This is a genomic window from Thioreductor micantisoli (genome assembly GCF_055392745.1).
Map to the genome: position 1 here is coordinate 906,878 of NZ_AP043760.1, position 12,511 is coordinate 919,388.

The 12,511-nt window shown below is 26.0% G+C and carries 18 protein-coding genes; 10 read left to right on the top strand and 8 right to left on the bottom strand.

Annotated elements, in window-relative coordinates:
* The first annotated feature begins 30 nt into the window (after positions 1 to 30).
* From ACZ5OA_RS04730 to ACZ5OA_RS04755, 6 genes are read left to right on the top strand one after another with little or no spacing between them, the layout of a single operon-like run.
* A complete protein-coding gene (locus ACZ5OA_RS04730) occupies positions 31 to 162 on the top strand; it encodes a hypothetical protein (protein WP_464906730.1) in 132 nt (43 codons plus the stop codon).
* Complete coding sequence (locus ACZ5OA_RS04735) at positions 159 to 1,097, top strand: ABC transporter substrate-binding protein (protein ID WP_464906731.1); 939 nt, start codon at positions 159 to 161, stop codon at positions 1,095 to 1,097. Before ACZ5OA_RS04730 ends, ACZ5OA_RS04735 begins: the two co-directional genes overlap by 4 nt.
* Positions 1,097 to 1,879: an ABC transporter permease gene (locus ACZ5OA_RS04740; RefSeq protein WP_464908325.1), complete on the top strand. Its 783-nt coding sequence runs from the start codon at positions 1,097 to 1,099 to the stop codon at positions 1,877 to 1,879. The genes ACZ5OA_RS04735 and ACZ5OA_RS04740 overlap by 1 nt, the downstream gene beginning before the upstream one ends.
* Complete coding sequence (locus tag ACZ5OA_RS04745; protein ID WP_464906732.1) at positions 1,867 to 2,604, top strand: ABC transporter ATP-binding protein; 738 nt, start codon at positions 1,867 to 1,869, stop codon at positions 2,602 to 2,604. The genes ACZ5OA_RS04740 and ACZ5OA_RS04745 overlap by 13 nt, the downstream gene beginning before the upstream one ends.
* Positions 2,604 to 3,287: an NnrS family protein gene (locus tag ACZ5OA_RS04750; RefSeq protein ID WP_464906733.1), complete on the top strand. Its 684-nt coding sequence runs from the start codon at positions 2,604 to 2,606 to the stop codon at positions 3,285 to 3,287. The genes ACZ5OA_RS04745 and ACZ5OA_RS04750 overlap by 1 nt, the downstream gene beginning before the upstream one ends.
* Positions 3,288 to 3,295: 8 nt before the next feature.
* Positions 3,296 to 3,835 carry an NnrS family protein gene (locus ACZ5OA_RS04755; protein WP_464906734.1) on the top strand — a complete coding sequence of 180 codons (540 nt, stop codon included), beginning with the start codon at positions 3,296 to 3,298 and terminating at the stop codon, positions 3,833 to 3,835.
* A gap of 258 nt (positions 3,836 to 4,093) precedes the next feature.
* On the opposite strand, the gene ACZ5OA_RS04760 is transcribed toward ACZ5OA_RS04755, so the two are convergent.
* Positions 4,094 to 4,519: a Tn3 family transposase gene (locus ACZ5OA_RS04760; RefSeq protein WP_464906735.1), complete on the bottom strand. Its 426-nt coding sequence runs from the start codon at positions 4,517 to 4,519 to the stop codon at positions 4,094 to 4,096.
* An 8-nt stretch (positions 4,520 to 4,527) separates the two neighbouring features.
* Between ACZ5OA_RS04760 and ACZ5OA_RS04765 the strand changes: the two genes are divergently transcribed.
* From ACZ5OA_RS04765 to ACZ5OA_RS04780, 4 genes are all read left to right on the top strand, one after another.
* Positions 4,528 to 4,689, top strand: a complete 162-nt coding sequence (locus ACZ5OA_RS04765; RefSeq protein ID WP_464906736.1) for a hypothetical protein — start codon at positions 4,528 to 4,530, stop codon at positions 4,687 to 4,689.
* Positions 4,690 to 4,982: 293 nt separating this feature from the next.
* On the top strand, positions 4,983 to 5,147 hold the full coding sequence (locus tag ACZ5OA_RS04770) for a hypothetical protein (RefSeq protein WP_464906737.1): 165 nt from the start codon (positions 4,983 to 4,985) through the stop codon (positions 5,145 to 5,147).
* Positions 5,148 to 5,295: 148 nt separating this feature from the next.
* On the top strand, positions 5,296 to 5,496 hold the full coding sequence (locus ACZ5OA_RS04775; RefSeq protein ID WP_464906738.1) for a hypothetical protein: 201 nt from the start codon (positions 5,296 to 5,298) through the stop codon (positions 5,494 to 5,496).
* A 62-nt stretch (positions 5,497 to 5,558) separates the two neighbouring features.
* Positions 5,559 to 5,870 carry a hypothetical protein gene (locus ACZ5OA_RS04780; RefSeq protein WP_464906739.1) on the top strand — a complete coding sequence of 104 codons (312 nt, stop codon included), beginning with the start codon at positions 5,559 to 5,561 and terminating at the stop codon, positions 5,868 to 5,870.
* 62 nt (positions 5,871 to 5,932) lie between these two features.
* On the opposite strand, the gene ACZ5OA_RS04785 is transcribed toward ACZ5OA_RS04780, so the two are convergent.
* From ACZ5OA_RS04785 to ACZ5OA_RS04815, 7 genes are all read right to left on the bottom strand, one after another.
* Complete coding sequence (locus ACZ5OA_RS04785) at positions 5,933 to 6,988, bottom strand: ATP-binding cassette domain-containing protein (protein WP_464906740.1); 1,056 nt, start codon at positions 6,986 to 6,988, stop codon at positions 5,933 to 5,935.
* Entirely contained in the window at positions 6,972 to 7,766 is a 795-nt protein-coding gene (locus ACZ5OA_RS04790; protein WP_464906741.1) for an ABC transporter permease, read from the bottom strand. The genes ACZ5OA_RS04785 and ACZ5OA_RS04790 overlap by 17 nt, the downstream gene beginning before the upstream one ends.
* On the bottom strand, positions 7,763 to 8,512 hold the full coding sequence (gene modA / locus ACZ5OA_RS04795) for a molybdate ABC transporter substrate-binding protein (RefSeq protein WP_464906742.1): 750 nt from the start codon (positions 8,510 to 8,512) through the stop codon (positions 7,763 to 7,765). Before modA ends, ACZ5OA_RS04790 begins: the two co-directional genes overlap by 4 nt.
* A 165-nt stretch (positions 8,513 to 8,677) precedes the next feature.
* On the bottom strand, positions 8,678 to 10,087 hold the full coding sequence (locus ACZ5OA_RS04800; RefSeq protein ID WP_464906743.1) for a Mur ligase family protein: 1,410 nt from the start codon (positions 10,085 to 10,087) through the stop codon (positions 8,678 to 8,680).
* The gene (locus ACZ5OA_RS04805) at positions 10,084 to 10,779 is read right to left on the bottom strand and encodes a metal-dependent hydrolase (RefSeq protein WP_464906744.1); all 696 of its coding nucleotides are present in this window, start codon (positions 10,777 to 10,779) and stop codon (positions 10,084 to 10,086) included. The genes ACZ5OA_RS04800 and ACZ5OA_RS04805 overlap by 4 nt, the downstream gene beginning before the upstream one ends.
* Positions 10,754 to 11,479: an alpha/beta fold hydrolase gene (locus tag ACZ5OA_RS04810; protein ID WP_464906745.1), complete on the bottom strand. Its 726-nt coding sequence runs from the start codon at positions 11,477 to 11,479 to the stop codon at positions 10,754 to 10,756. The genes ACZ5OA_RS04805 and ACZ5OA_RS04810 overlap by 26 nt, the downstream gene beginning before the upstream one ends.
* Positions 11,479 to 12,504: a D-alanine--D-alanine ligase gene (locus tag ACZ5OA_RS04815; protein WP_464906746.1), complete on the bottom strand. Its 1,026-nt coding sequence runs from the start codon at positions 12,502 to 12,504 to the stop codon at positions 11,479 to 11,481. The genes ACZ5OA_RS04810 and ACZ5OA_RS04815 overlap by 1 nt, the downstream gene beginning before the upstream one ends.
* Positions 12,505 to 12,511 lie beyond the last annotated feature (7 nt).

Here is a 12,511-nt window from a genome sequence, read left to right on the forward strand (position 1 = left end):
TATTATTTTTAATAATAAAAAAGGATGAAAATGCGAATAAAAATAAAAGATAGTGTAATGACAATTCCAGATAAACTAATAAAAGAGCTTTATAATCTTAATATAAACACTGCTAATGTAATAAATACCCTTTTGAATAAAGAAGTAGGAGATTCACTATGAAAAAAATATTATTAATATTATCTATACTTTTAACTATTTTATCAGCAGAGAAACTGGACAAAATAGTTATAGCTGGACCAGCTACAAATATTTCTTATCCAATATTTAGAATTATAGAAAGTGGCGCTCTTAAAAATATCGCTAAAAAAATCGAATTTAAATTATGGAAAAATCCTGACCAGCTAAGAGCAATGATTATTAATAAAGAGGTGGATTTTGTAGCAGTTCCGACTAATGTAGGGGCAATACTATACAATAAAAAACAGCCTATTAAACTATTAAATGTTTCTATATGGGGACTTTTATATGTTTTAGTTAGAAATAAAGAAATTAATTCTCTTAATAAACTTAAAGGAAAATCACTTGTTATTCCTTGGAGAGGAGATATGCCGGATATTGTAATTAGAAGTATTATGAAAAAAGAGGGACTAACTAAAAAAGATATTAATCTTATTTATGTTTCAAATCCTATAGATGCGGTTCATCAGCTTATATTAAGACGTCAGAATAATGCCCTGTTGGGTGAACCTGTTGTTTCAATGGTGCTTAGAAAAGCACATGAGCTTTATCGTGGTATTGATATACAAAAAGAGTGGGAAAGAACCTTTAAAACAGAGTCGAAAATACCACAAGCCGGGATGGCGGTTGTGGGGAAAATGCGTAATAATAAAAAAGTTGTAGAGAAGTTTGAAAAAGCTTATGAAAATGCAACGATTTGGTGTAAAGCCCATCCAAAAGAATCAGCTAAAATGATTGTAAAATATATAAAAATGTTTACTCCTGAAGCCATAGAAGATTCAATAACTAATGTAAAAATGAATGTTGTGCGTGCAAAAGATGCTAAAAATGATTTGAAATTATTTTTTAATCAACTAAAATCAGAAAATCCTAAAATAATTGGAGGGAAACTTCCTGATAAAGAATTTTATTATTGATTAATGCACTTAAAAAAATTATCAAAGATTTTCCAAAATTTTTGTGGAGTGGATGGGGGTCAATTGCTTCTATTTTGCTTTTTATTGCAGTTTGGGATATGGAAAGTCAGTTTTATGGAAATATGATCTTACCATCACCATTAAATAGTTTTCAAACAGTGCTTGATTTATTTAAAGATAAAGAATTTTTACAAAATTTATTAATTACTATAAATCGTGTAATTATTGGATTTAGTTTTTCTCTTTTAATTGGAACTATATTAGGATTATTAGCTGGTTTTTTTATAACTGCTTCAATTACTATCCGTCCAATTATCACTATTTTAATGGGAATGCCTCCAATTGTATGGATTGTGCTTGCTATGATTTGGTTTGGTATGGGTGATATGACAGTAGAATTTACGGTTTTTGTTGCATCTATGCCAATTGTTTTTATAGGAGCTTTGCAAGGTACTAAAACACTTGAAAACAAATTTAATGAAATGGCAGATACTTTTAAAGTTCCTAAATGGATGAAATTTACTGATATATATCTTCCTCATATTTTTTCTTACATTTTTCCAGCTTGGGTAAGTGCATTAGGAATAGCTTGGAAAGTTGTAATTATGGCAGAACTTTTAGCTACAAGTGATGGAATTGGTGCCGAACTTGCAATGGCAAGGAGTCAGCTTGATACTAACACAATATTTGCTTTAGTTGTTATTATAATAGGATTTTTGATGATTATGGAATATATCTTTCTTGAGCCTATAAAAAGAGAGGTAGAAAAATGGCGAGATTAAAAGTAGAAAATTTAACCTTTTCTTTTGAATATAAAACGATTCTTGAAGATATAAGTTTTGAAGTTAATAAAGGTGAGGTAGTTTCTATTGTAGGACCGAGTGGAGGAGGAAAAACAACACTTTTAAGGCTTTGTGCAAATCTTTTAGATAGACAAAAAGGAAAAATTGAAAATAGTTTTAAAACTCAATCAATTGCCTTTCAAGATCCATGTCTTTTACCATGGAAAAATGTTATAAACAATATTGCCTTTGGACTTAAAGCTCAAAGAATTCCTAAAAAAGAACAACTAAAAAGAGCTAAAGAAATTGCTTTAAAATTTGGCTTAGAAGAGGAAGATTTTGATAAATTTCCAAAAGAACTTAGTGGTGGAATGAGTCAACGAATTTCTTTTGCGAGGGCATTGGTAACAAAACCAGAACTTCTTTTTCTTGATGAACCATTTTCTGCTTTGGATATTGGATTAAAAGAAGAATTACAAAATCATGTTATAGAATTGGCAAAACAAAAAAAGACTACTATCTTTTTTATTACTCACGATATTATGGAAGCAGTGCGTCTTAGTGATAAGATTCTTGTACTTGAACCTGACCCAGGAAGAATAATCAAAACTTTTACATTTAATATTCCACAAAGTAAAAGAGATGATAGTTATATTTATAGTAAAACAACAAAACTTTTACAAGACCCTTATATTATTAAAACATTTGAATTGGAGTTAAAATAATGGTAGCAACTAAACATTACGAATCTTATCCAAAAGGAGATATTCCTTCTTATTTAGCATATGGATTTAGACCAGCATTTTTATTGATGCCTCTTTATATGATTATTTCTATCGTATTATGGGTATTATATTACAATGGATATATAACACTTGGATTTATCCAAGATGGTATTAGTTGGCATATTTATGAGATGCTTTTTGGCGTTGGGTTTTTAGGAATGGCAGCATTTGCATTAACCGGCACACCAGAACTTTATCCAGGAACAGTGCCAATTGTAGGTAAAACTCTGAGAAATTTATTTGGACTTTGGATTTTAGGTAGAGTAACATTTTGGACAATGAGTATCATAAGTGTATATCCTGCTGCAATTATTAATATTGTACTTTTTGCGTGGCTTACTGTTTTAATTGCAAAACCTATTTTTAAAGATCCTGCTAAAAGAAATGTTAGTATTGCTTATGCCTTTGTAGCTGTTCAAATAGTTCAAATTTGGTTTTTTCTTAGTGTTGCAGGGATTGTTTCAATTGCACCTTGGGAAGTATTAAAAATAGCTCTTGGAGTTTTTATGGTATTGATTGTACTTGCTATTCGTCGTGTAAATACAGAGACAATTAATGAAATTTTAGAACATGAAGGGGCTATGAAGAAGTATTTTTTGCTTGTCCTCCTGCTTATAATTTGACTATTTTTATGATTGCTCTTTTTACAACACTTGAATTTTTCTTTCCTCAAAATAGAGCTTTAGGATGGGTTGCATTAGGAACCGCTTGTGCATCACTTGCTATTTTAAATGATTTTATCAATTATGAAGAAACAAATATTCTTTTTAAAAAACTTATAATTTCTTTGGAGTTACTTCCTATACTTATTGCAATTGGTTATGCTCTAATTGGTTATAATTATCTTAGTGGATTAAAGCTATTTAACGGAGATCTTATTCATATGCTTACAGCTGGTGCGTGGACACTTGCTTTTTATATTGTAATGGTGGTAATTACAATTGTGCATACAGGAAGAGATATTGCAAAGAAAAGAGATTTTTGGATATGTTTTAGTGTGGGTTTAATAGTAATTGCTGCAATTCTTAGAACTTCAGCTGCTTTTTATCCTAATTATAGACTAACTATTTATCTTGTATCTACTTTTATTTGGATATCACCTTTTATAATTTATATTTGGCGTTATTATAAATGGTTACTTCAACCAAGAAAGGATGGGTTACCAGGATAATTTTTAATAAGTAGTCAGATAAAGGGTACAAATCAATAATTGGGAATTTTCTACCATATAAACTTAAAAATAGCTTAATTAATATATTTGAAAATAATAGGCTTCTATAATCCGCTACAATCCAAAAACTTAAAATTTTTTGACTCATATCATTCATAAACCCTTTTGTCTCATCTAAGGTAATTAAACGATGAATTTTTTTTGATGAACGAGTGAAATCATATTCTCCATAAAAATTAATAAAATTCCAATAAATAATTAAACTATTTTTAAGTGCATTAAGAATTTCTTCTTTTTCATTCTCATTTGATGATTGCTGTAATTTTTTTGTGATAAATCAATTACATATCCAGATTCTCTCTCATTTACATTGATTACTTGAGAATGAAAAAGTCTGTGTGATTCATCAATAAATGTGTAAGCTACAACACCTTTATCTATTCCAAAATATTTAAAAGAATACCCCGCATTAGTGGAATCAAGATTTTGTGCAATATTATATTTTTGTCCATCACTTGAAGTATGATTTATATCTTTATTAGCTCGCATAAGTTTTACAATTTCAAGCTTATCCATATAGGAAATTATCTTATCGTTTACTTCACTTGTATTTCCTTCACTCATATACCAACTTTTAATATTATCAAGTTTATTTTCACTAATACCTTTGGAAATTTTACTCATTTTTGGTAATGAAAGATTACTATTCTACAGTAAAATATTTATACAAACATAATCTATTTCAAAAAGCTACACTAATTCCTAGTGATGAATGGTTAGTAAAAATGATTGAAGAAAATAGTAATCAAAACAATATAAACAGAGTTAAAAATATAGTAAATAATAAAAAATAGAAAAATATAAATAATTTAGATTTTTATTCATTAAAATTATTATCTGTTTATACTAATTTACTTTATAATAAAAAAAAATTGATGAAAATATAAAAAGTAAAATAGAAAAAAGTGATAAAATTTTTGATATTTATCATTATAAATCTCCAAATAAAATACCACCTGAAAGACAATTTGAATTGGGCTATGCAAGAATAAATAATAATAATAATAATAATTATATGAAATTATCATTTTTAGGAGTATCTTATTTTCTTAATAATGATAATCAATAATATTTTGGGAAAAATGAATTGAAAATAGGATATTTATCTATTTTAGCAAATAATTCAAATATAAAATTAAATGATCTTACTTTATATGGTATGAAATCTTATATTCCATATGATACTTTAACAAATGATTTATCTTATCAATTTGAAGTTGTCCATAAAAAAAGATTATACAAAATCTTTTGACTATAAAAACACTTTTAAACTTGATGCTGGAGTTGGAATAGATTTTTTAATTGCTAAAGATATTAATCTATTTTTTATGCTAAATGATGAAGTTGGATACAATACCTAAGACCAAACTCACCTATTTTTTAATCCTAAAATTGATGGTATGATATATGAAATTTTTAATATGAAAACTTTTCTTTCTTATCAACCATTATTTATAGGAAATAATAAAGTTTATAATAAATATACTCTAAAACACAATATTTTTTTCAATCAAAACTTAACTATTTCAGCTAATATAGCAAAAATAAAAGGTAAAAAAGATTATACTAATTATGAATTTTCTTTGAAATATCTATTTTAATATAATTTTCTTCTATTTCTTAATTTTTTATGTTATATTATATAAAAAAGGATTAAAATAAAATGATAATGGCAATTACAACAAATGATGATAAAAATGTGGGAGAATTTAGCTCAGGTAAAATTTTATTGATTGATACAGATAAAAACACTCAAACAGAAGAAAGCTATATGAATGCTGTAAAATATGCAGATATTTTAGTTAGTTCTCATCTTGATGGATTTGACGCAGAAAATATTACAAAAAGTGGAGTTCATCCTGTTAAATTTCAAGGAACAATAGAAGAAGCGCTCGATTCGTTTACAGATTGTGGGCTTACAAGAACTATGCCAATTGGAGAAAGTGAAGGATGTAGTGGAAATTGTGGAATTTAATAAAATTTATATCTAATTTATTAAAGTTTTCTCATTTCAAAAAAATAAGAATATATTTTCAATTATAATAAATTAATATTTAGCGCTTTAATAATCAAATATATATCTGAGCCTATATCTAAATTTAATTTTTCATATGCGTTTGAAGTAATAATTACTATAAATTTTACTCCATTAACATTTACTTTTAAATCCATTAAATAATCTCTTTTTTCTATTTTTTCTATCTTTCCATTTATACAATTTTGAGCTGAATCTTCCTCATAGTTTACAGCAACTGTTATATTTTCAGGACGCACTGTAATTCTAACATCATCACCTATATTTGCTGTATCAGTAGAATATAATTTAAAATTATTTATTCCTAAAACAGTTAAATTTTTTTCTTTTCCAATTACTTTTCCATTTAAAATATTTGTTCCAACAAAATCAGCCACACACTCATTTTTTGGTTGGGAAAATATTTCTTCGGGAGTTCCTACTTGTAATATTTTTCCAAATTTTAGTAGTACTGTTTTATCTGCTAATGCCCAAACATCATCAAAATCATGTGTTACATGTAAAACTGTTATTTGATATTTTTTAGCAACATCTCTAAGCAACTTTCTCATTTCTTTTTTAATTTTATAATCAAGAGCACTAAAAGCTTCGTCCATTAGAAGAAGCTTAGGCTTTACAATCAAGGCTCTTGCTATGCTAGCTCTTTGCATCTCTCCACCACTTAATGTTAAAGGCTTTCTTTGTAATAAATGATCTATTTTTAAAAGTTTACTTATTTCGTTAATATCTTTATCGTTTTGAATTTTATTTTTATTATATTTTTTTAATCCATACATTATATTCTCATATACAGTCATATGAGGAAAAAGCATATAATCTTGATAGACAATGCTAATATGTCTTGATTCAATAGATTTATTAGTAATATTTTCATTATTTAAATAAATTTCACCTTTTTCAGGTTTATAAAATCCAGCAATTGTTTCAAGTAAAATAGACTTTCCACTTCCACTTGGCCCTATTATTGTAACATATTCACCTTTTTCAATATTTAAATCAATATTTTTAAGATAAAATTTTCCTAAAGTTATATTTATATCTTTAATCTCCAAAAACATTTTTTTTACCCTCCATATATTCAAAAAATAGTATAGCAATAAATGAAATAACAATAAGTACAATTCCACTTGTAATAGCCATACCTAAATTTCCATAAGAAATATTCAAAAACAGTGTTATAGGAAGTATTTCTGTTTTCATATAAGAGCCACCAGCTAAGATAAGAACAGCTCCAAAAGCACCCATTGATCTTGCAAAGGTAATTATAGTTGATGCATAGATTCCATTTCTTGCAAGAGGAACTGTTACATTTTTAAATGTTTCAAACTCTCCATATCCAAGACTTCTTGAAACAAATTCATATCGTCTATCAATAGCTTGAAAAGATGAATAGAGAATTCTAATTCCATAAGGTAAAGCTGTAAAAAATTGCGCTACTACAATGCCTGTTTTTGAAAAAACAATTTGTATTCCTAATTCATCAAAAAAAGTTCCAACAAAAGTTTTACTAAAAAGTAAGAGTAAAGCTAAACCTAAAACCAATTCAGGAAAAGCCATTGGCAAATTTATAATAGTTTTTAAAATAGATTTACCAAAAAAATCATATCTTGATAAGGCATAAGCAATAGGAATAGAAAAAAACAATACTAAAAAACTAGCTAAAGATGCTGTAAATAAAGATAATTTTATAGAATAAATCATTTCATCAGAAGATAATGCTTCAGCTACATCTTTAATACTTGGTACAAAAAACAAACTTAAAATTGTAATAAAAAGCAATAAAGTAATTAATAATGAGATAAAAATACTAAAAAATTTAAAAGAAAAAATTTTCATAGTTTAAATCCCCATTTCTTCCAAATTTTTTTTGCTTCATCAGATACTAAATATTTATTAAACATAAATGCAGCTTTTTTATTTTTACTCATTGTTCCAACTGCAGTTTCTATTGTTTTAATTATATTTTCATCTTTAGGAATATCTATGATGTCAAATTTCCCTTTTTTTTGTGTCCAAGTAGACATATCTTTCCATATAATAGCAACATCTACTTGATTCATAGCCATATAAATAAATAACTGATCTACTGTTCCAGCATAAACTATTATATTTTTTTTTACACTTTCAAAATTTTTATTTTTTTCTAACATCTTTACTGCAACTTTTCCAATTGGTATTGATTTTGGATTACCGATTGCAATTTTTAAATTTGATTTTGATAAATCATTAAGAGAATGTATCTCTTTTGGGTTCCCTTTTTGGACAATAAAAGCTGGAATATGCTTTGCTATTATTTTTACACTATTTCTATCTAAAAGACTTTTTTTTACTCCTTTTCTTATATAAAAAGCAGCCCCTGGTACAAATACATCACATCCTCTTATTTGTAAAGTTGGAAAAATTTCTCCTGCACCACCATAATGAACATCAATAGAAATATTATTTTTATTTTCAAATTTTTTTATAATTTCATTCATTGGCTTTATAAGCCCAGCTCCTGCACATAAAACTATATGTTTTTGGGCATAACTTTCCACAAATGATAAACTTAAAACTAATAATGCCATTAATATTTTTTTCATATTTTCTCCTTTTATTTTTTTGTAATTGAATTGTAACTTATAAAGTTAAAAGAAACTTAAATTTTCTTTTTTCTCGTATAATTTTAGGACTAAATTCAGAAAATAATTACAGAAAAGTCTTTATAAAAACAAATATCCACATTAATATCATAAATATCTCTTTATTTATATAAAAGTAGGGGCATCATTACTAAAAAGTATCAAATCCCCTGCTTTTGTATTTTCTGCTAATATTTTTTCAAGTTTAGACTTATCTCCTAAATATATTTTATTTGGTTTTTGAATATTTTCACATAATACATGACGATTTAAACTTCCTGTTACTATTACAATATCAAAAGTATCATTTATAGCTTTAGCGAGTTTTGTATTGAGTTCTTCATTTGCTTCTACAAGTCCTGGTGTAATTATAACTTTTCTACCATTATATTGTTTTGCTAAATTTACCCCTTCAAGCATACCTTCAATATTTCCATTAAAACTATCATCGATTATAAATTTTCCACCTACTTCAATTTTTTGAAGTCTATGAGGAATTGGTTGAATTTTTGCTATTTTTCTAATTAAATAATCTGTTTGGATATTTAACTCTTTCGCCATATAAAAAGCAAGTGAAATATTTATTGCATTAAAACTACCTAAAATCGGGGCTGTTAGATGTAAAGTTTGATCTTTATATTCCAAATCCCACTCTATTCCATTTAGAGTTGATTTTATATTTTTTATTTTATCTTTTATTTCTACACATTTATCTTCATTTACTTCATAAGTTATACTTTTTTTTAATTTTGGTGATAGTAAAATCTCTTTTTTTGTATTTATAATGTTTTCAATAGTTTTGAAATATTCAATATGTTGAGGGCCAATTTTACCAATAATAGCATATTCATTTTCTACAAACTCAGCTATTTCTTTTATATCACCCTTTTCTCTCGCCCCTGCTTCTACTATATAAATATCACAAATTGGTAAATTTGTATTTATATCCTGAACTATTCCTTTTAAAGTATTTACACTTCTTGGAGTTTTATAAGTATTAAATTTTTCGTGAGTTAATTGATAAAGAAAATTTTTTATACTTGTTTTTCCATAACTTGCTGTAATAGCTATAATTTTTGGATTTATTTGATTTAATTTAATTTTTGCTTCTTTTTTATACCCATTAAATAAAATCCATTCAATTATCTCACTACCAATACCTGCTAAGATAAGTGGTAAAAATATTCCATGTGGAGTATTGAAATAATAATCAAAAACATAACCGAGTAATGTAAGAAAAATTAATAATCCAAAGAATCTCTTGATTCTTGCAGTAAAAACCAATTTTTTATCAAGCTTTTTATTCCATACAAAAAGTGCCGGTAAATATCCAAAAAATAAATATATCCAAAAAAATTTCCCTGCTAAATAATAAGTAGCAACCGGTAAAATAAAATATAAAATATGCCATTGCCATTTGCTAAATTTAAAAATAACTCTCTTTAGTTTATAACTATACCATTGTAATACAATTGCCGAATAATACCCTATCGCTAAAATAGTAATAAAATTAATTAAATAATTTATATAATTCATTTTTTATATTCCCTTAGTAATTTATGATAAGTTGTAATTATATCAAACTTTGTAAAACTATGATAAAAAGCTTTTTTATAAGGCATAGCCATAAAAAGTAAAATAGCAAATAAATAAAAAATAATAACTGATTTAATATCTTTATTCCACAATTTCAAAGCAGTTCCAAAACTTTTTTTCATTCTATTTCCACTTAAATCAACACTATAAATTTCATCAAGCACCAAATGTGTAAAAGACCCTAAAAATATAAACATTCCAAAATACCAACTTACTAAATAGTTAAATTTAAAAACATAATAAAAAAGTAAACTAAAACTGAACCAAAAAATAAATCCTGCTGGAATTGAATGAAACATACCTCTATGAACTGTTAGCTTATTAAAAAAATTGAAAAGCAACATAACTCCCATAAAACTCAATATCCATATTAAAGCTAAATTAATAATAGGATACATTCCAATATATTTAAATAATATAAAAAATGAAATTAAATTTGCAAATAGATATTGCATAATTCTTGTAGGAGTTGAATTATCACTATCTATATCTGGTAAAATTCCCCCTACTATTCCTCCAACAAAAAGTAAAGTTGCATCTGATTTATCTACTAACCCACTATAATACATAGTCCCTGCCCCTACTGCACCAATAAATGCTGCTACATTAAAATGTGTTTGAAAATTTGCCATTTATTTCCCCTATTAAATTTTTTATATTTTTTGTAATTAAATTTTTGTTTTGTTTGTTTAAGAAAAAGTAGTGATCTCCACTTAACATAATAAGTTTACCATTTAATAATTCGGATATTTTTTGATTTGCTTTTGGTGATACTGCTTTGTCTTTATCTCCTCCAAAAACTATAGGTTTACCATTATAGTCATTAAAATATTTACTAAAATCTTCATTTACTACATTTTTAAAAGTTTGATACATATTTTCACTCATTTCTTTTGCATCAACACTCACAAAAAGTTTTCTTATTTTTCCCCCACCAAAAGGTTTTAGTAATTTAAATAGTTTTATTTTAACTTTTACTTTTAAAGATTTAGTCTCAATAATTCCAGCAGAACTAAGTAAAACAAGATATTTAGGATTTAAAAGAGTTGCTACTTTACCACCAAAACTATGCCCTACTATACAAAACTTCTCTATATTTAATTCTTTTAAAAATTCATCTATTTTATTGGCATATTTTTGTGTATTCCATACTTCATTTGTTTGACTTTTACCAAATCCAGGCATATCAATAAAAAGAAGTTTATTATTTTCAAATTCATCTTTGAAAACTTTCATAACTTCTTTATTACTCCCCCATCCATGCAAAAAAATAATTGGATTACCTTTATCTAAATTATAAAGTTCATAAGTAATTCCAAGCTTAAGAGCCACTATTTACCTTTAGCCATTTGAATTTTATTTATATAACTATAATCAATATCTATTCTTTTTTCAAATTTAAGTGAATTAGCTAACTTTTCTATAACCTCATCAAAATTTTCAAACAGATAATTCGCCATACTTCCTGGAATTGGATTTATTTCATTTAAATATATTTCTCCATTAAGTTCAAAAAAATCACATCTTATCAAGGCCCCTTCAAATAAATTTCCATAAATTTTACTAAAATTTTCTTTTATTTTTTCTTCTAAAATAGAATCAACTTTTTGAAATTCAGCTTCTTTTCTAGAAAAATCACAATATTTATCATCATAACTTAAGAAATCTTTTTTATTTACTTTTTCGACTTTAGAAAAAATCAATTTCCCTGCTTTGCATCCTGCAAGATTATACTCGCTAATTCCTTCTTTAAACTCTTCAATAATAGCTCCATCATCAAATTCAAAAGCTATATCAAGTCCATACAAATACTCTTCTTTATTCTTAGCAATAGTTACACCTATACTACTTCCAAGTCTTACAGGTTTTATAATTACAGGATAATTTTCTGGAATATAACTATTATTAGTCGCGTATCTATAATTTAAGACTTTAACGCCTATCTCTTTTGCATACATTTTTGTATAGAGCTTATTGTAACTTATTACGCTCGCTTCTACATTTGGAGTTATACATTTAATACCAAAAAACTGCATCATACCTGCAATTTTCCCATCTTCACCATCTCTTCCATGAATTAAATTTAAAACAACTCCATTTACATTAACGCTACCAAAAAGTTTTTTATAAGCAAATCCACCCTTTACAAAAGATAATTTTTTTACTTTTTTATATTCTAAACTAGCAAAATACTTACTTTTCATATTTTCTTTTTCTATCAAATAAAAATCTCTATCTTTATCTACAAATATAAAACTTAAATTATGTTTTTTTATTTTATCTTTTAATGTAATTGCACTAACTATTGAAATTTCATGTTCATAACTACTTCCACCAAATAAAATTATTAAATTCATTGCTATC